General features: G+C 46.2%; 14 protein-coding genes. All 14 read left to right on the top strand.

Annotated features, from left to right (window positions below; all coding sequences use genetic code 11):
• Window positions 1–20 precede the first annotated feature (20 nt).
• The 14 genes from ASG33_RS04550 to ASG33_RS04615 all read left to right on the top strand — a co-directional run bounded on the left by ASG33_RS04550 (window position 21) and on the right by ASG33_RS04615 (window position 17,487).
• Window positions 21–1,094, top strand: a complete 1,074-nt coding sequence (locus ASG33_RS04550) for an aminotransferase class V-fold PLP-dependent enzyme (protein ID WP_056280848.1) — start codon at window positions 21–23, stop codon at window positions 1,092–1,094.
• 59 nt (window positions 1,095–1,153) lie between these two features.
• Window positions 1,154–2,047 (top strand): hypothetical protein, encoded by an 894-nt coding sequence (locus ASG33_RS04555; protein WP_056280850.1) that lies wholly within the window; start codon window positions 1,154–1,156, stop codon window positions 2,045–2,047.
• Window positions 2,048–2,132: 85 nt separating this feature from the next.
• The gene (locus ASG33_RS04560) at window positions 2,133–3,182 is read left to right on the top strand and encodes a family 43 glycosylhydrolase (RefSeq protein WP_229238555.1); all 1,050 of its coding nucleotides are present in this window, start codon (window positions 2,133–2,135) and stop codon (window positions 3,180–3,182) included.
• 14 nt (window positions 3,183–3,196) lie between these two features.
• Window positions 3,197–4,363, top strand: a complete 1,167-nt coding sequence (locus tag ASG33_RS04565; RefSeq protein WP_056280852.1) for a cellulase family glycosylhydrolase — start codon at window positions 3,197–3,199, stop codon at window positions 4,361–4,363.
• A 132-nt stretch (window positions 4,364–4,495) separates the two neighbouring features.
• Window positions 4,496–5,521 carry a T9SS type A sorting domain-containing protein gene (locus tag ASG33_RS04570; RefSeq protein ID WP_082489084.1) on the top strand — a complete coding sequence of 342 codons (1,026 nt, stop codon included), beginning with the start codon at window positions 4,496–4,498 and terminating at the stop codon, window positions 5,519–5,521.
• Window positions 5,522–5,637: 116 nt separating this feature from the next.
• Window positions 5,638–6,123, top strand: a complete 486-nt coding sequence (locus tag ASG33_RS04575) for a lipocalin family protein (RefSeq protein WP_056280854.1) — start codon at window positions 5,638–5,640, stop codon at window positions 6,121–6,123.
• A gap of 143 nt (window positions 6,124–6,266) precedes the next feature.
• Complete coding sequence (locus ASG33_RS04580) at window positions 6,267–7,508, top strand: MFS transporter (RefSeq protein WP_056280856.1); 1,242 nt, start codon at window positions 6,267–6,269, stop codon at window positions 7,506–7,508.
• A 50-nt stretch (window positions 7,509–7,558) separates the two neighbouring features.
• Entirely contained in the window at window positions 7,559–8,080 is a 522-nt protein-coding gene (locus ASG33_RS04585; RefSeq protein ID WP_229238556.1) for a gluconate 2-dehydrogenase subunit 3 family protein, read from the top strand.
• A gap of 55 nt (window positions 8,081–8,135) precedes the next feature.
• On the top strand, window positions 8,136–9,848 hold the full coding sequence (locus tag ASG33_RS04590; protein ID WP_056280858.1) for a GMC oxidoreductase: 1,713 nt from the start codon (window positions 8,136–8,138) through the stop codon (window positions 9,846–9,848).
• Window positions 9,849–10,077: 229 nt separating this feature from the next.
• Window positions 10,078–10,749 carry an RNA polymerase sigma-70 factor gene (locus ASG33_RS04595; protein WP_056280860.1) on the top strand — a complete coding sequence of 224 codons (672 nt, stop codon included), beginning with the start codon at window positions 10,078–10,080 and terminating at the stop codon, window positions 10,747–10,749.
• Between the two features lie 42 nt (window positions 10,750–10,791).
• Complete coding sequence (locus ASG33_RS04600) at window positions 10,792–11,799, top strand: FecR family protein (protein WP_056280861.1); 1,008 nt, start codon at window positions 10,792–10,794, stop codon at window positions 11,797–11,799.
• A gap of 20 nt (window positions 11,800–11,819) precedes the next feature.
• On the top strand, window positions 11,820–15,305 hold the full coding sequence (locus ASG33_RS04605; RefSeq protein WP_056280863.1) for a SusC/RagA family TonB-linked outer membrane protein: 3,486 nt from the start codon (window positions 11,820–11,822) through the stop codon (window positions 15,303–15,305).
• Between the two features lie 26 nt (window positions 15,306–15,331).
• Window positions 15,332–16,837: a RagB/SusD family nutrient uptake outer membrane protein gene (locus tag ASG33_RS04610; protein ID WP_056280865.1), complete on the top strand. Its 1,506-nt coding sequence runs from the start codon at window positions 15,332–15,334 to the stop codon at window positions 16,835–16,837.
• A 155-nt stretch (window positions 16,838–16,992) separates the two neighbouring features.
• Complete coding sequence (locus tag ASG33_RS04615) at window positions 16,993–17,487, top strand: hypothetical protein (RefSeq protein WP_056280866.1); 495 nt, start codon at window positions 16,993–16,995, stop codon at window positions 17,485–17,487.
• Window positions 17,488–17,535 lie beyond the last annotated feature (48 nt).

Genomic DNA, 17,535 nt, shown 5'->3' on the forward strand with positions numbered 1-17,535 from the left:
AAATACACTTATCCAATACCATGTCGCTCACCTTCTTTACTCCGGGCCCTGCCCAGCTTTATCCAACATTTGAAAAGCACCTGCAGACTTTTGTTTCCAATCAGCTTGGATCAATCAGCCATAGAAGTCAGCAGTACCGCGATTTACACAAGTTCACAGTTGATCAGCTCCGCACCCTACTCAATGTGCCTGATACGCACGCGATCCTATTTCTTGGCTCAGCGTCGGAAGCTTGGGAAAGGATACTTTTCAGCTGTGTGGAACTGGAAAGCTTCCATTTGGTGAATGGTTCTTTTTCGAAAAAGTTCTACGACTACTCCAATGCGCTGAATAAGTACGCGCACAAGTTTGAAAAGCCAATGGGAAGTGGGTTCTCGGCGGCAGAAATCGAGGTACCTGAGTACGCAGAGTTGATTTGTGTTACCCACAATGAAACGAGCTCGGGAGTACAAATGCCGGTTTCGGAAATCCACAAGTTGAAGCAGAAAAATCCGGGCAAATTCATTGCTGTGGATATTGTATCCTCTGCACCTTACCCCGACCTGGATTATACATTAATAGATACCGCATTCTTTTCTGTTCAAAAAGCATTCGGTCTTCCCGCCGGATTGGGCGTCTGGATTGTCAGTGAAAAATGCCTGGCGAAGGCTAAAAGCATCAAAAATCAATATTCAATAGGTGCACACAACGATTTGCCGACACTCTGGAAAAATGCACAGAACAATGAAACGCCAGCGACACCCAATGTAATGGGAATATATTTGCTGGGGAAAATTGCAGAGGAGTTCAACCAGATCGGAGTGCAAACCATGCGCAAGCAAACCGAGCAGAAAGCTGCATCGATCTATAAGTTTATAGAGAAAACAGCGGGCTTCTCGTCATTTGTGAAAGAAAAGCCGTACCGCTCACAAACAGTTATTGTGGCTGATACCGAACAGCCTTCTGCTGACATCATTAAAAACATCAAGGAAAAAGGAATGGTAATTGGCAGCGGATACGGAGAATTTAAAGCCTCTCAACTGCGTATCGCCAATTTCCCGGCTACCTCAGCGGAAGAAGTTGACAAGCTTCTTTATGAATTAGGAAAATTGTAGGATCTCCATTGTGACCAAGCGCTTGTTTGAACGTCTAAATTCAAACAAGCGCTTTTTTTGTGTATACCAACGATATACTTTGGAAATCGATCCTGGAAGATACTTTTGAGGACTTCCTGGTGTTCTTCTTTCCCGAATCTCATTCATTGTTCGATTTCAGCAAAGGATTTGAGTACCTGGATAAAGAGCTCGAACAGCTCTTTCCGGTAGATGACTGCATAGGTGGGGTCAAGTTTGTGGACAAGCTGGTGAAGGTATTTTTGCTTGACGGGAATGAAGAATGGATCCTGGTACACGTAGAAGTCCAGGGTTATGCAGACAAAACATTCGCCGAAAGAATGTTCACTTACTATTACCGGATCTGGGATAACTACAGGCGCCGGATTACAGCATTCGCTATCCTGACTGACGAGAATGCTGCTTTCCTACCGGAGAGATTTGAACAGGACTTTCTCGGTACCCGTCTGACTTTTCAATTCAATGCATACAAGATATTGGAGCAGTCTGAAGAAGCATTGCTTCGCAATACCAATCCTTTTGCGCAGGTTATTCTGGTAGTTAAATCTGCAATGCGTGGTAAAACGCTCGAAAAAGAAGATTTACTCTCACTGAAAATCGCATTAGCCAGGAGATTACTCGCGATGCAAATTCCGAAGAGGAAAATTGGAAAGCTGATGAAATTTCTGAAACTTTATGTCAAGTTGGATAAGCCTTATATGGAGGATAAATTCAATGACGAAATTTATAAAATCACTAACACACAAAAAGACGCTATGGGAATTGATGATGTCTATGAGCAGTTATGTATTGAGCAGGCTGTTGAAACGCAGGTTGTAAGAGTTATACGAAATATGCTCCGCGAAACTTCCTTGGATAATAGTATGATTGCCAAACTTGTCGAAGCGCCGGTCTGGTTTGTTGAAGAAGTTAGAGAAAGAGAAAAGTACCTTTAACGCTCTATATTTACATTGCATTAAAGCGTAGAATCAACGATTCTGCGCTTTTTGTTTTTTAGTTCATTCACAAATCAATCTATTAATGACGCTCTACAAACAATTCCTGGCTGCCACCATGATTTTGTCGACGTTCGCTGAGGCCTTTTCGCAGACCGCGACGACAACAGAGCTATCCTACAAAAACCCGGTCTTTGAACCTATTCTTGCCGACCCGACTGTTGTCAGGGCGGAAGACGGCATGTTTTATGCCTACGGAACAATGGATAACTGGGGGGATGGAAATGGTGCGCACTTAGTGCCAATTATCAGGTCAAAAGATCTGGTGCACTGGACCTACCTTAAAGATGCATTTACCAAAAAGCCAGCCTGGAAAGAGAAAGGTGGTATCTGGGCACCTGAGGTGGTGAAGGTTGATGGTAAGTACCACATGTATTACGCATTTTCAACATGGGGCGACGCCGACCCAGGTATTGGTCTTGCAGTTGCAGATTCGGCTGCCGGACCGTTTACAGATGCAGGTAAGCTGTTTTTAAGCTCAGAAGCAGGTGTTCCCAACTCCATTGATCCATTCTACATGGAGATTGACAACAAAAAATACGTATTCTGGGGAAGTTTCAGCGATGCTGCCACCCAGGGAACCTATGGTGTCGAGCTGAGCAAGGACGGCAGGTCAGTTCCGGATTTGTCCAAAAAAATCAAAATTGCCGCAGGAGACTTCGAGGCGGTAATGATTCAGAAAAAGGGGGAATATTACTACTTCTTTGGCTCAAAGGAAAATTGCTGCGAAGGTGCCAAAAGCAAATACAACATTCGCGTGGGCCGCTCCAAAAATCCACTCGGACCTTACGTCGACAAGGAAGGAAAGGAGCTCACGCAGCGCTGGACAGGTACATTACTGGTTCATCCCAGCGAACAATACGCCGGCCCCGGGCACAATGCCCGGTTTGTTACCGACGATAATGGTACAGACTGGCTGCTTTATCACGCTATTGACAAGAAAAAACCACATGTATCCACAGGCGCAAATCGCAGAGTGCTGATGCTCGACAAACTTACCTGGCCGAATGGATGGCCGGAAATTGCAGGTTTGGAGCCAAGTAGTTCTGAAAACAAAGCGCCCATTTTTAAATAAACCTTTTAGTTAAAATGAAGTTATTCAAATCGACAATCCTTGCGGTATTTGCCGCATTGCTCACTTTTGGCTACGCGAAAAAGGCAGAAGAAAATAAAGAACAAGCCGCTGCATCAGACAGTAGCCAGGCGGCACGGGCAATCTGGTCCAAGCAACAAGCCAACGATTGGTATGCCAAACAAGGCTGGCTGGTAGGTGCAGATTTCCTGCCCAGCACAGCGATCAACCAGCTTGAAATGTTCCAGGCAGCTTCATTCGATACTGCCACGATCGACAAGGAACTGGGTTGGGCGGAAGAAATCGGCATGAACACCATGCGCGTTTACCTGCACGATCTTTTGTTTCAGGAAGATTCAGCAGGTTTTGTAAAGCGTCTCGATACATTTCTGGATATAGCTCAGAAGCACAAAATAAAACCTATGTTCGTGCTTTTTGATTCTTGCTGGGATCCATTTCCAAAACTGGGAACGCAACGCGCACCGAAGCCGGGCGTACATAATTCCGGCTGGGTTCAGAGTCCGGGATTGGAAGCATTGAAAGACAGTACGCAATATCCGCGCCTGGAAAGATATGTAAAAGGGACTGTTGCTGCATTCGCAAATGACGATCGCATTCTTGCCTGGGATGTCTGGAATGAACCAGATAACCCAAATACGAGCTCCTATGGAAAAGTGGAATTGCCTAATAAGGTTGACTACGTGCTGCCTTTGCTGGAAAAATCATTTGCCTGGGCGCGCTCCGTAAATCCTTCTCAGCCACTTACTGCCGGTGTTTGGAATGGAGACTGGACTTCGCATGAAACATTGAAACCCATTGAAAAAGTAATGATTGATCAATCGGATATCGTCACTTTTCATAATTACGAAGATGCAGCGGATTTTGAAAAACGCATCAAGCAGTTGCAACAATACGGTCGCCCAATGATTTGTACCGAGTACATGTCGCGTGGAAACGGAAGTTTCTTCAAAGGATCATTGCCTATTGCCAAGAAGTATAACGTAGGCGCCATCAACTGGGGGCTTGTAAGCGGAAAATCCCAAACAATCTATCCTTGGGACAGCTGGAAAAAAACATATACGAGCGAGCCGGAACTGTGGTTTCACGACATTTTCAGAAAAGATGGTACACCTTACAAAAAGGAGGAAACTGATCTGATCAAGCAACTTACGGCCTCTAAGTAGGTCAAGGTTCCCAGGTAACTGCCTTGAGATTTTAACAAACAGAACAGTTAGGCAAAAGATTTTTAGAAATAGCGCCTGCTACTAAGTTACTATTACAAAGAAGTTACGTCTAAAAGCATAAACGCCCGGTTTATGCAAACACATTACAGAATATTACAGAAAGCACTGTTCCTGGTGCTTTCTGTTTTTAATTTCAGTCAAGCCCAGACAATCTACTTTCACCAGGATTTTGCAAAAACAACTTCCCTGGTCAATCCGCTTCCTGACACCGGGCAGTTCAGCCATATTATTCTGACGGCACCGCAATTATCTTATCACAAGTTTCACAAGGGTTACGTAGAGTTTGTCAGGTCTCAGCAGGATTCTGCTACTGGCGGGATCATTCGTGCAATGCGGGCGACACCATTTGAACCCAGTCCGAAAACGTTGTTTATTCAGATTAAACTGGCTGCTGAGTCTGTGCAGTCCAGCGCCGTTAATGCTGTTTATTTTTATGCAGGCGAGGATTTTAACCCTGTCAATAATTCATTCCCGGGAAATGGGATTATGTTCTCCAAGTTCGTGATCAACTTCAAAGAAGACTCCATTTGCATTAAAGATTCAGAAAGCCAAAAAACAAGTCGCTGGCTTCCTGAAAAGGAGGTAGTTACCCTTACCTGGGTGCTCAACAATGCAGCCAAAGATCTCATTTATGAAGCGCCCGATAGCAGCGGGGAAGTGACAGTCGGCCCTGGTACTTACGATTTGTGGCTGAATGGAGAGCCGGTAAGTCTGGGAAGTAAGGGATATCCAGGCAACTCGGTTTTTTCTCCGACGAAGCTTTCCAATTTCGAGTTAAGGTTCAGGAATGGACTCGGCAAGCTCCGCATTTTCGATATTCTGATCAGAGATGGAGAAAAAGAAGATGCAGCTTCAAATCCCATTGCATTTCCTAATCCGGTGGCGCAACGTGTGTTTCAGATTAGGTCGCAGGGTATTGATGTCAGTACGATCCGCCTGATCTCGTCTTCCGGCAATTCGGTTGCTGCTAAAACAGAGGCTTTACAAAATGGTACAGTGCAGGTGCGGATACCTGAATATCTTACGTCAGGAATATACATTGTCCGGTATAGAGACCGGTACCAGGTGCAAAGACAGTTGAAGGTACTCGTGCAATAATGGTAAGCTGACTGAAAACCACTTACTCAAAAGCGCAACCGCTTACTCGAAACGCCTTTTTCGCTGGCCTTGCACCTTATACTTTCGTGATTATTTACAATCAAAAACAAATAGTCATGAAAAAAATGTCTCTTAAAAATCTGTCAGCGCTGCTACTCTCTCTTGTACTTGTTGCAGGTGTTTTCTCGTGTAAAGATGATTCTGAAAATCCGAAGCCAAATGAACCTGTCAATGAAAACAAAGTAGAAGGTTCATGGAAAATCAAAGCGATGACCATTGAACCGGCGGTAAATGGAATCACAGATATGCTGGCTTTCTATGAAGCTTTGGCCGGTAATAACTGCCTTTCACAAACAACAATCACATTCAATGGCAACGGAAAGGTTACCGGTGCTGTTCCTGCGGGTTGTGTGGAAGATGATGATTCTCCCGTTGTAGGTACAGGTGCAACCTGGAAAGTAGTCGGTAACAAAATCCAGATTATGGAAGATGGTGAAACAGACGAGTTTGATCTGGAAGTAAAAGGGAATGAAATGAAATGGTCTGTATCGGAAACAGAAGATGGTCAGACGTTCAAAACTACATTGGTTTTTAAAAAGTAAAGCATTGTAAATGGTGCGGCAATAGATTGGCTTAGCACAACTTTTCTCTTTAAATTTTCGAAATTATCAAACAAATAGCCGGTCTTTTGTCCGGCTATTTGCATAATATTGCAGATATTCCTTAGAAACCCATATTATTTGAAATGAATTCTGTAACAGCACCTCGTTCAGATGCTTCCCACCTTTTTAGTGCCCCAGTCATTGTTGCCGCACTTGGTTATTTTGTAGATATCTATGATTTGCTGCTTTTTGGGATCGTCCGGATACCCAGCCTGATCGCACTTGGGCTGTCGGACGCCGAAATTTCCATTACCGGGGCCAGTATTCTCAACTGGCAAATGACCGGCCTGCTCTTAGGTGGAATTCTCTGGGGAATTCTTGGTGACAAGAAAGGGCGCCTTTCCGTACTCTTCGGTTCCATTATCACTTATTCACTTGCCAATATCGCCTGCGGTTTTGTTCAGGACGCGGATGTGTACAAAATCCTTCGGTTTATAGCCGGAGTAGGTCTGGCTGGTGAGCTGGGTGCGGGTATCACATTGGTTTCCGAGATTTTGCCAAAGCACCTGCGCGCGATCGGAACTTCGCTGGTGGCGGGTATTGGTCTGCTAGGAGCTGTTGTGGCTTATTTTACGGTTGAGTTTTTCAGCTGGCGCTATGCTTATTTCATTGGCGGAGGTTTGGGGATCTCGCTGTTGCTGCTGCGGATCGGCGTATTTGAGTCAGGTATTTTCAAAGATATCAAAGACCAGAAACATGTCGAAAAAGGCAATTTTTTCGCCTTGTTTACCAATAAAGACCGGCTTGCCAGGTATCTAAGATGCATTGGCATTGGTCTGCCAACGTGGTTTGTAATTGGTATTCTTGCCACTTTCAGCAACGAATTCGGGAATGCATTGGGCATTGCCGAGCCTATCAAGCCAGGGTTGTCCATTATGTGGTGTTATGTTGGTCTGTCCATAGGCGATCTTGCCAGCGGATTTATCAGTCACTGGCTGGAATCGCGCAAGAAGGCTGTATTTTATCTGATGATTTTTACGTTAATAGGAAGCTTGATTTACCTGTACGCCGGAATTACTTCTCCGACTTACTTTTATGCTACTGCTGCATTGCTCGGTTTCGGGATCGGGTACTGGGCTATGTTTGTGACAATAGGAGCGGAACAATTTGGTACAAATCTGAGAGCAACAGCCGCGACTACAGTGCCGAACATGGTACGTGGAACTGTGGTGTTAATGACAACATTATTCGCTAATTTTAAAGACTCTTTTACGGTAATCAATTCAGGTGCGCTGGTGGGGGTAATATGCTTCGCAATAGGTATTTACTGCATTTTGACAATACCCGAAACACACGGAAGGGATCTGGACTTTTTGGAAGAATAGATAGAGGCTATCCTCGGAACATTGAATTTTCACAATCAAAAATATATGTAATGGAAAGACGCGTAGCGCTGAAAAGCATGGCGTTGGCTGTGGGTGCATTGGCAAATCTGCCGGCCTGGGCATCGGGATGGAACAAGGAATCACTTACCGGAACCGGCTTCCTTTCTGCTGACCAGTCCAAAACCCTTGCAGCAATTGTAGAGACCATCATTCCCAAAACGGATACGCCGGGCGCAGGCGAGCTTGGGGTAGGTGACTTTGTGCAGAAAATGGTTAAGGATTGCCACGATAGCAAGACACAAACCAGCTTTGCGAGCGGAGTATCTAATCTGGACGAGCAAAGTGTGCAGAAGTTTGGCAAGTCATTTGCCGAAGCAGGCAAAGATCAGCGCCTGCAGCTGGTACAGTCCCTGGAAAAAAGCCAGGATGTTAGTGACCGTGGTTTTTTCAGTCTTCTTAAAAATCTGACAATCCAGGGTTACATGACCTCAGAATATGTAATGACCAACATAACCCATTATGAAATGGTACCAGCGCGTTTCCACGGCTGTGTGCCTGTTACTAAGGGATAGAAGGGAGAAACCTCCCTTTCCTCCATCTTCCCTTTTATCCCTTTCTTCTCAAAAAATGGCAAATTTCAATATAGACAGTAAAAAGGCCCGGACTTACGATGCGATCGTGGTAGGTTCCGGGATCAGCGGCGGCTGGTCGGCCAAGGAGCTGACGGAAAAAGGGATGAAAACCCTTCTTCTTGAACGCGGCCGGAATGTAGAGCATATCAAGGATTATCCGACCACGAACATGATGCCGTGGGAGTTTGAACACCGCGGACGTTTGCCCAAAGAGATAACAGACGCCAACCCGATTGTCAGCAAGTGCTATGCATTCGGCGAATCGTCGGCGCATTTTTTTGTGAAAGACAATGAGCATCCTTATGTGCAGGAGAAACCTTTTGACTGGCTCAGAGGATATCAGGTAGGAGGAAAATCATTGCTCTGGGCGCGTCAGACGCAACGTTGGAGTAAATACGATTTCGAAGGACCAGCACGTGACAAGTTCGCTGTTGAGTGGCCGATCAGTTATGATGACATTGCTCCCTGGTACAGCCACGTAGAGAAATTCGCGGGCATTACCGGAAATAAGGATGGACTCGACGCACTTCCTGACGGAGAGTTTCTTCCGCCGCACGAACTGAACTGCGTTGAGAAATACTTCAAAGAGCAAGTTTCTAAAAATTACAAGGACCGCCACATTATTATTGGCCGGGCCGCGCATATCACGGAACCGCAGCAGGTACACCTGGATCAGGGACGTGCCAAATGCCAGCATCGTACCATGTGCGAGCGGGGTTGTCCGTTTGGAGGATATTTCAGCAGTAACTCCTCTACCATCCCCTGGGCCTTGAAAACAGGAAATCTTACCTTACGCCCGCATTCGGTTGTTCATTCCATTATTTATGATGACAAGAAGCAAAAAGCTTCCGGTGTGCGGGTGATAGATGCTACGACGAACGAAATGATGGAATTTTATGCAGATATCATTTTCGTGAATGCAGCTGCATTGAACACAAACCTGATCCTGCTGAATTCGACGTCAAGCCGCTTCCCGAATGGATTGGGGAATGACAGTGGCGTGCTGGGCAAGTATGTGGCTTTCCATAATTACCGCGCGAGCATTTCCGGTGAGTATGAGGGTTTCCTGGATTCTACAACCGACGGGCGCAGACCTAATGGTGGTTACATTCCGCGGTTCCGTAATGTTTATAAACAGGAAACTGACTTTTTGAGAGGATACGCGGCTGGCTTTACTGCTTACCGCCAGACATACAATGACAAAAATGGTGTAGGCGAGTCGCTGAAAGCGGGGCTGCACGAGACAAAATACGGTAACTGGGGTGTGGGCTCACACATGATGGGCGAAACCATTCCGAAGGAGAGCAGCTATGTGGCGCTTGACAAAACGCAGAAAGATGCTTGGGGTATCCCGCTTCTGAAAATCGATGTGGGTTATGACGACAACGACGAGAAGATGATCAAGGATTACATTGAGCAGGTGAGCGAGATGTTTAGCAATGCGGGTTTCAAGAATGTGAAAGCACATGACGGAAAACGCAACCCAGGTAATGATATCCATGAAATGGGTGGTGCCCGAATGGGAAAAGATCCTAAAACTTCCATCCTGAACAAATGGAATCAGGTACACGCTTGCAAGAATGTGTTTGTTACTGATGGTGCAAGTATGACTTCCACTTCAACGCAAAATCCATCACTCACTTATATGGCGCTTTCGGCGAGAGCTGTTGACCATGCAGTGAAAGAAATGAAGGCGAAGAATTTGTAAAATTCACCTTCGTAGTTATACGGCCGGTACAGCAATGTGCCGGCTTTTTTTGTGTCAAATAACTCAGAATAAACATCCTTTTTACATCAGATTACAAAAGAGCGACAGAGCAGGATAGTTGTGTTTTGCGCTTTAATTATGATTAATAAAAGTTTTAATTTTTTTATACCAAGACTAAGGGCATCCGGGTACAAAAAAGTCTTTCCATTATTACATAAACAAAGACTCAATGCACGATCCTTTGCTTAACCAGGAACTGAAACGCTCCGGCCCTTTTGTGTCTGTACTGCACGAAGGAAAGAACGATGTGAGTGAAATTGATTCTGCCTCATTCCTTAAACTGACTTTTGAACAAAATCCGGCAAAAGGGCTGGAATTGCTCTTTAAGAGGTTCTATACTCCGCTTTGCAGCCACGCTGTAAGATTTGTTTACTCCAAACAGCTCGCCGAAGATCTTGTCAGTGAAGTCTTTTTTCAGTTCTATCGCACGAAAGCTTACGAGAATATTAACACTTCGTATACCAGCTATCTCTTCCGCTCCGTGCGGAACGAATGCTATACGTATATGCGACGGGAGTTTGGCAAAACAGACACACTGGATGTAACCGAGGAAAACACCATTTCGTGTTACCAGCAACTACCCGACGCCGAGATCCATTATAACAACTTGTTTATAAAAGTCAATGAGGTAATTGCCCGCTTGCCGACGCAGTGCCAGAAGGTATTCCTTCTCAGCAGATTTGAGAACAAGAAGTACAATGAAATCGCCTCCGAGCTTCACATTTCACCTAAAACGGTGGAAGTACATATATCCAAAGCATTGAAACACCTGCGCTCTGCGCTCCATGGCGAGTGGATGATTTCACTTGCTCTGGCCCTGTTGACTTTTGCTTCTCTTTAAGAGACTGCGTGGGTTGGTGTTGTACTTCGAAATTCTAGCAAAATGAAAACACTTATATCGAGATATAGCCTGTTTGAGTATCTGGCCGGTCGGGCGAATCCGCTGGAAAAGCAGCTGATTGAAGACTGGATCATGCAAAAAGAGAACAGCGAACAGTTTCACCAATGGTTGATGGAGTATGAGATCAGCCACCCGCAATTTGCACCGGAACAGGATACCGCGCTTGAGAACCTGCTCAATCGGCTGAATGAAGACCTTCCTGAGCAAGAGGAAAAGGAAAGTCCGGCACCCGCACAGTTGAAGTCTTCTTTTCAGAGTTTTGGAAATCGCTTCTGGCTTATTGCGGCTTCTGTGATTTTAGTTGTAGGCTGCTGCCTGTGGTTCAGGGATGATATTCAGTATAAAACGTATCAGACCGGCTACGGAAAAACAACGGATATATACCTGGAAGACGGCAGCAAAGTGGCGCTGAATTCGAACTCGAAACTTAAAATCCCAAGGTTTGGATTTGACAGGGCGCTGCGCCAGGTCATGCTGGAAGGCGAAGCCGAGTTTTCAGTCAGTCACACCGTTGACAGCAAGAAGTTCATTGTAAAAACATCAGATAAGTTCAAGGTCGAGGTACTAGGTACCACCTTCTCGGTTTACGCACGGCCGCGCGGCACGAAGGTATCGCTCACCAGCGGAAGTGTGCGCATTGATTACTCCCGCGATGAGCAGCACAAGAATCTGATGATGGTACCGGGGGACCTGGTCACGCTTGACAAGGCTGGCGAGGTACAAGTGGCGCGTAAGCAGGATACCAAAACGTTTGCGACCTGGAAGGAACAGCGGTACGTATTCAATGCCACTTCAATGCAGGAAATCGCTGCGCTGCTTGAAGAGAATTTCGGGCAGAAGGTCACCCTGGCCGACTCGGCTATTGCACAAAGGACTATCACCGGGAATTTCAAAACCAGGAATGCAGAAGAACTTTTACGGACGATCTCGGAAGTGCTTGATATGAAAATCGAGCGTAATGGCAGCACCATCTCTTTAATGAACAACTGATTATTCTTAACCACTTACTTATGAATCTAATGCTATCAGCTAAGCAATGGGTAAGCGTTGGACTTGTGCTCATGACGCAGGTCCCACGACAAGCCCAGTCCCAGGTAATTGCATTTGCCTCCGCACCGGCTAAGCAGCACAATGCTTATGCACAGGAGATGAAACTCAAGAATGTGCTTTTGGATTTGCAAAAGCACTATGGGGTTGAAATCGTATTCGAAGATCGTTTGGTTGGTTCAATTAATGTAGCTGCCAGCGCGCTTGACCTGAGTCAGCCAATCGAGAAGAACCTCGGTATCATCCTCGCTCAGAACGGGTTGAAATATAAAAAAACCAGAAAGAATACATTTGTTATTACCGAGGAAAAAGCCCGGGAGAATGCGCCAAAAGATGAGAAAAGTACGTCAGCGGCGGTACCTGATCAATCCGCAAGTAATGAAGGTACCAGTAGCATTGGTACGGTTCAGCAGGTCGCTGTGGACCGTACTATTAAGGGGAAAATCTCGGACGAATCCGGAACGGGATTGCCTGGCGTAAGTGTGGTTCTGAAAGGTACGCAGCGCGGTACTTCTACAAGTTCAACCGGAGAATTTGCATTGGATATCCCCGATGGTGGAAATCCTGTATTGGTTTTGAGTTTTGTGGGATATAAATCTCAGGAGATCAGCGTAGGCAGCCAATCGGAAATAACTGTATCAATGGCGCCTGATGAGAATGCGCTGGATGAGATTGTAGTTGTAGGTTACGGGTCAGTCAAGAAGTCTGACCTGACTGGCGCGGTAGGAACCATCAAGGGGGAAGTGTTACAGGAGCGGCCCGCTTCTTCGCTGAACCAGGGTCTTTCCGGTCGCATTGCCGGGGTGAATGTATCGTCTAACTCCGGCCGGCCGGGCGGGCGGGCCAATATCCGCATCCGCGGTGCGAGCTCCATTAGCGTTTCTAATAACCCATTGTATGTGATAGACGGGGTTATTCTGAATGCAGTAGATCTTGCAAACGGAAGTACGCCCATTGACTACATCAACCCTAACGATATTGCGTCTATTGAAGTTTTGAAAGATGCTTCTTCGACAGCTATCTATGGAGCCCGCGGTGCAAACGGGGTGATCCTTGTAACTACAAAAAGAGGTACTTCGACAGGTGGGAAAGTGACTTACGATACTGACTTCAGCATTGGTGTTGCTCCCAGGAAGTTGCCTGTCCTGAATTCCCGCGAGTTTTTGGCTGTGGAAGAACTGGCTTACGAGAATGCGAAAAAGTTTGATCCGGTAGGCTGGGCGACGGGAACAAAATACACTGATCCAAAGACGAAACGGACCAACCCGCTGCTGTTTGATTCCAATGGAAATCCATTGTATGATACTGATTGGCAGGACGAAGCGTTTCAAAAAGCATTTACCCAAAATCACCAGCTCGGTGTTACAGGAGGTAGTGAAAAAGGCAGTTTCGGCGCATTCCTGAACTACCGCAATGAGAATGGGATCGTGCGCGAATCCTGGCAGAAGCGATATGCCGGCCGTTTTGTGTTTGATAGTCAGATCAAAAGCTGGTTGAAAATAGGAGGTACCCTGGGCTACACAGACCAGAATGAGAAGCAGATCGATCAATTGGGCGGCGGCGGAATTACCGCTATGCGCCAGGTATTGGAAGCGCTTCCTATTATTCCCGTTAAATATCCAGACGGCCGCTGGGCCAGTAACCGCGACTATCCCGGAATGGAAGGTGGCGACAGTCCGCTGCGGGTTGCACAGGAAAGGCTTTCCTATCTGCGCACGCAAACCATGCTGGGGAATATGTATGCAACAATAAGCCTGGCGCCTGGCCTGGATCTGCGCTCGACAGTTGGTACCAACATTATCAATCAGCGGGAAGATTATTTTGCTGCTGCGGGGTTGCAGTACATTTCAAACAATGGGGATGCGAGTGTCAACAACCGGCGGTTCAATTCGTGGCAGTTTGAAAATTACCTGACGTATTTCAAAGAGTTTGGTAAAATCCATTCGATCAATGCCATGCTCGGATTGTCCTGGCAACATGTAGACCGTTTCGAGAACCTGGCCAGAAGTCAGAATTTTACAGACACTTACTTTCAGTTCAATAACCTTGGAGCAGGTGCCACTGCACTTGCACCCAGCTCTTCCGCTTCGGCCTACGGACTCAATTCCTATTTCGCGCGGCTTAATTACGGGTTAATGGACAAATACCTGGTTACATTCACCGGCCGGATCGACGGATCTTCAAAGTTCGGTGCTGCCAACAGATATGCATTTTTCCCATCGGCTGCATTGGCCTGGCGGGTATCTGAGGAACAATTCCTGAAAACAAGCACGGTTATATCTAACCTGAAAATCCGCGCGAGCTACGGTGCAACGGGTAATTCCGAGATCCCGGCTTACCGTGCTCTAGCAGGTATGACCAATAACATTTCCAATGTTGTGGATTACAGCGTCATTTTTGGTGGTACCCGGAACATTGGTACCGGTATCAGCCGGATGTCAAACTCTAATCTGCAATGGGAAAAAACACAGCAGGTCGATCTGGGTATCGAACTGGGACTGTTTTCAAACAGGCTGAGCTTCGAGCTGGACCTTTACCGCAGGAAAGTAAATGAAATGCTCCTCGATGCCCCACTTCCGATGAGCAGCGGTTACAGCAGCATATTTACGAATATCGGAAGTATGGAAAACAAAGGGGTTGAATTTGCAGTCAATTCAATGAACGTCAAAGCCGGCGATTTTTCATGGAGTACTACTTTCAATATCTCGGTTAACAAAAACGAGGTACTTGCGCTGTCAGGTGGAAGCGACATTTACTCGGGGGCTACTGTTATCCGGGTAGGCGAGCCGGTTGGTTCATTCTTCGGAAGGGTTCACCAGGGTACCTATTCTACTTCGGAAGTGGAGGAAGCTAAAAAGTACAATATGCTTCCGGGAGACGTGAAGTACCAGGACCTGAACGGGGACGGTACGATTAACGACAACGACCGCACGATCATCGGAAAAGGTATCCCTGACGGTTTCGGGACATTCCTGAACACATTCCAGTACAAAGCGTGGTCGTTGACGGTTGATTTGCAATACATGTACGGAAACGACGTACTTGACAGAAGTATCCACTCGGCGGAGGACAGACAAGGTATCGCGAACAGCTACAAAACGGTTTTGAATGCCTGGACCGAGACAAATCAGAATACACCTATCGCGCAGATCCGCCCGATTAACGCATATTATACAACCAATAATGATAGCCACAAGGTTACAGATGCATCCTTTATCAGGGGCCGGAACCTGCTGCTTGCCTATGCATTCCCGGCTGATGTAGTGTCCAAGTTGAAGCTTGACAGGCTGCGGGCTTATGCTTCGATTCAGAACTTCTTTGTAGTTACCAAATACAAAGGTTACGATCCCGAAGTTTCCAACTCAGGTTCTCCATTTGATCAGGGATTCGGGTTGTATGACTATCCAAAGCCAAGGGTATTTATGCTTGGTCTCAACATTGGTTTGTAACATCTTGACCTTCATTCTGAATTAATATGAATAGGATATCAAAAAAAATCGGATTGTTAACTGCGGTAATGAGCATGTTTTGTGCCGCAGGCTGCTCGGACTTTCTTGAAGAGACGGATCCAAGCAATTTTACCACTGATAGTTATTTTACTGAACCTGCGCAGGCCCGAAGTGCCGTGAACTCGATCTACGCCAGCTTACGTGAGCCACTTGGAAGCGGTTTTGGTGGTGGGGCCTGGATGATGACCGAATTCGCAACTGGTCTCGCCAATACCGATCTTGGGCAGGCTGTGAACAGCTATTTTGTAAAAGACCTGCGAAATACCTCTGATAATGGTTACGGCCAGACTTACTGGGCAGCTTACTACCGGGGCATTGCCAATGCGAATTTGTGCATTGAGAAAATTCCCGGCATTGCTACCATGAATGCAGCCGAGGGACAGAAGCTGATCGGTGAGGCCCGTTTTCTTCGCGCATTTTACTATTTCAATCTCGTTCGGATGTTTGGTAAAATCCCATTGGTTACTGAATCAGTGAATTTGCAATCGGAGCAGCTCAGACCTTCGCAGGCGACGGAAGAGGAAGTTTACAACTATATCGTGGAAGATCTGAAAGCGGCAGAAGCTTCGGGTTTGCCTTGGCTGGATACTTCCGGGAAGGTGAGTATGGGGGCTGTCAAGTCTCTTCTGGCGCAGGTATACCTCACGATGGCAGGGTTTCCATTGCAAAAAGGCGCTACCCATTATGATCTTGCCGCAAAGAAAGCGGAAGAGGTAATCGATTCGAAGCAGTTTAAACTGTTCACGACTTACAATGATCTGCATGATCCGAACAAGAAGAATGTCGAGGAAAATATTTTTATGATCCAGTTCAGAACGCAGATCTTACCTTCCGGCTGGCAAGTTTCCATTATTCCTTACAACAAAAATATCTCCCAGTACTCGGATGAAACGGGTGGTATTTACGCCACAGCCGATTTTGTTAAATCCTATGATCCGGGTGATCTGCGTGCCAAGGAGAAGCAGTTTTTCTTTACCAAATTCACCAATGAGGCTGATCGTACGAAAGAGGTAGACCTGGGTGGTTATTTTATTTACAAACACTTTGACGTAGTTGCGCAAACCAGTACCGCGAACAGCGACCTGAACTGGCCGGTGATCCGGTATGCAGATGTTCTGCTGACGTACGCGGAAGCTGCAAATGAGGTAGCTGGGCCTTCTGCCAAAATTTACGACGCGGTGAATGCAGTACGAACAAGAGCGCAGCTGCCTGCACTTGCCGGTCTTACAAAAGATGTACTCCGCGAATCAATCTGGAAAGAAAGATGGTATGAGCTGTGTTTCGAAAACACCACCTGGTTTGATATGGTACGTTTGCGGAAGGCATTCAATGTGACTACCAAAAAGTTTGACAATTATGTAGGGCATAAGTTCTCATACGGTCCCACGGTGACTGACCGCGAGCTGTTGTTTCCAATTCCGACTTCTGAAATGCGGAACAACACGAATTTGCGCCAGAACGCCGGTTATTAAGCACGAATTGTATTTAGGTTAATGATTAGGCTTGTAAAAGCAGATAGGTCCCTGATCGCATTTCGGGGACCTATTTTTTTGTAAAAACCGGCGTGGCATTACTTTTTTGAACTAACGGTTTTAAAACGAACAATTTCATTGACAACTGAACAACTATGAAAAAGACAGTAAATGTTTGGGTGCTGAGCGCGATGGTAGTAATGGGTGCTTCACTTGCGAGCTGCAATTCGGCAGAAAAGGACAGAAAGGAACTTGCCAATGCAGAAGAAGATGCACTTAAAGCTGCTGAGGAAACTTCGGCAATGGGCGATACCAGCAAAGAAGAAATGGCAGACGCGAAAGAGGATTTGCTTGAAGCGAATGCAAAGTTGAACGAGAAGCAGCAGGATTATCTGAATTCCCTGAAAGAACGTGAAGCTAAGATCCAGGAGCGCATTACAAAGCTGGATGAAAAACTCAAGTCGGCAGATGGTAATTCCAAACAGCGACTGACTGAAAGAAAGGATAAGTTTACCAAAGAGCGCGACTTATTACAGGCTAATATCCTTGAAATGCAGAAACCAATGGAGGATAAGCGACTTGAAACTGTGCAGAAAGAAGTGCAGCAGCGGGTTGTTGCTATTGACAAGGAGCTAAGTCAGCAGGACTAATTTGAAGATATAGAATAAAAAATGGCCGGTTTATAGCCGGCCATTTTT

It is taken from the genome of Dyadobacter sp. Leaf189, assembly GCF_001424405.1.
Taxonomy (GTDB): Bacteria; Bacteroidota; Bacteroidia; order Cytophagales; family Spirosomataceae; genus Dyadobacter.

Coding starts and splice junctions, on each gene's coding strand:
- ASG33_RS04615 (WP_056280866.1), top strand. CDS start 16,993: ATGAAAAAGACAGTAAATGTTTGGGTGCTGAGCGCGATGGTAGTAATG.
- ASG33_RS04600 (WP_056280861.1), top strand. CDS start 10,792: ATGAAAACACTTATATCGAGATATAGCCTGTTTGAGTATCTGGCCGGT.
- ASG33_RS04550 (WP_056280848.1), top strand. CDS start 21: ATGTCGCTCACCTTCTTTACTCCGGGCCCTGCCCAGCTTTATCCAACA.
- ASG33_RS04590 (WP_056280858.1), top strand. CDS start 8,136: ATGGCAAATTTCAATATAGACAGTAAAAAGGCCCGGACTTACGATGCG.
- ASG33_RS04595 (WP_056280860.1), top strand. CDS start 10,078: ATGCACGATCCTTTGCTTAACCAGGAACTGAAACGCTCCGGCCCTTTT.
- ASG33_RS04585 (WP_229238556.1), top strand. CDS start 7,559: ATGGAAAGACGCGTAGCGCTGAAAAGCATGGCGTTGGCTGTGGGTGCA.
- ASG33_RS04580 (WP_056280856.1), top strand. CDS start 6,267: ATGAATTCTGTAACAGCACCTCGTTCAGATGCTTCCCACCTTTTTAGT.
- ASG33_RS04575 (WP_056280854.1), top strand. CDS start 5,638: ATGAAAAAAATGTCTCTTAAAAATCTGTCAGCGCTGCTACTCTCTCTT.
- ASG33_RS04605 (WP_056280863.1), top strand. CDS start 11,820: ATGAATCTAATGCTATCAGCTAAGCAATGGGTAAGCGTTGGACTTGTG.
- ASG33_RS04565 (WP_056280852.1), top strand. CDS start 3,197: ATGAAGTTATTCAAATCGACAATCCTTGCGGTATTTGCCGCATTGCTC.
- ASG33_RS04560 (WP_229238555.1), top strand. CDS start 2,133: ATGACGCTCTACAAACAATTCCTGGCTGCCACCATGATTTTGTCGACG.
- ASG33_RS04570 (WP_082489084.1), top strand. CDS start 4,496: ATGCAAACACATTACAGAATATTACAGAAAGCACTGTTCCTGGTGCTT.
- ASG33_RS04610 (WP_056280865.1), top strand. CDS start 15,332: ATGAATAGGATATCAAAAAAAATCGGATTGTTAACTGCGGTAATGAGC.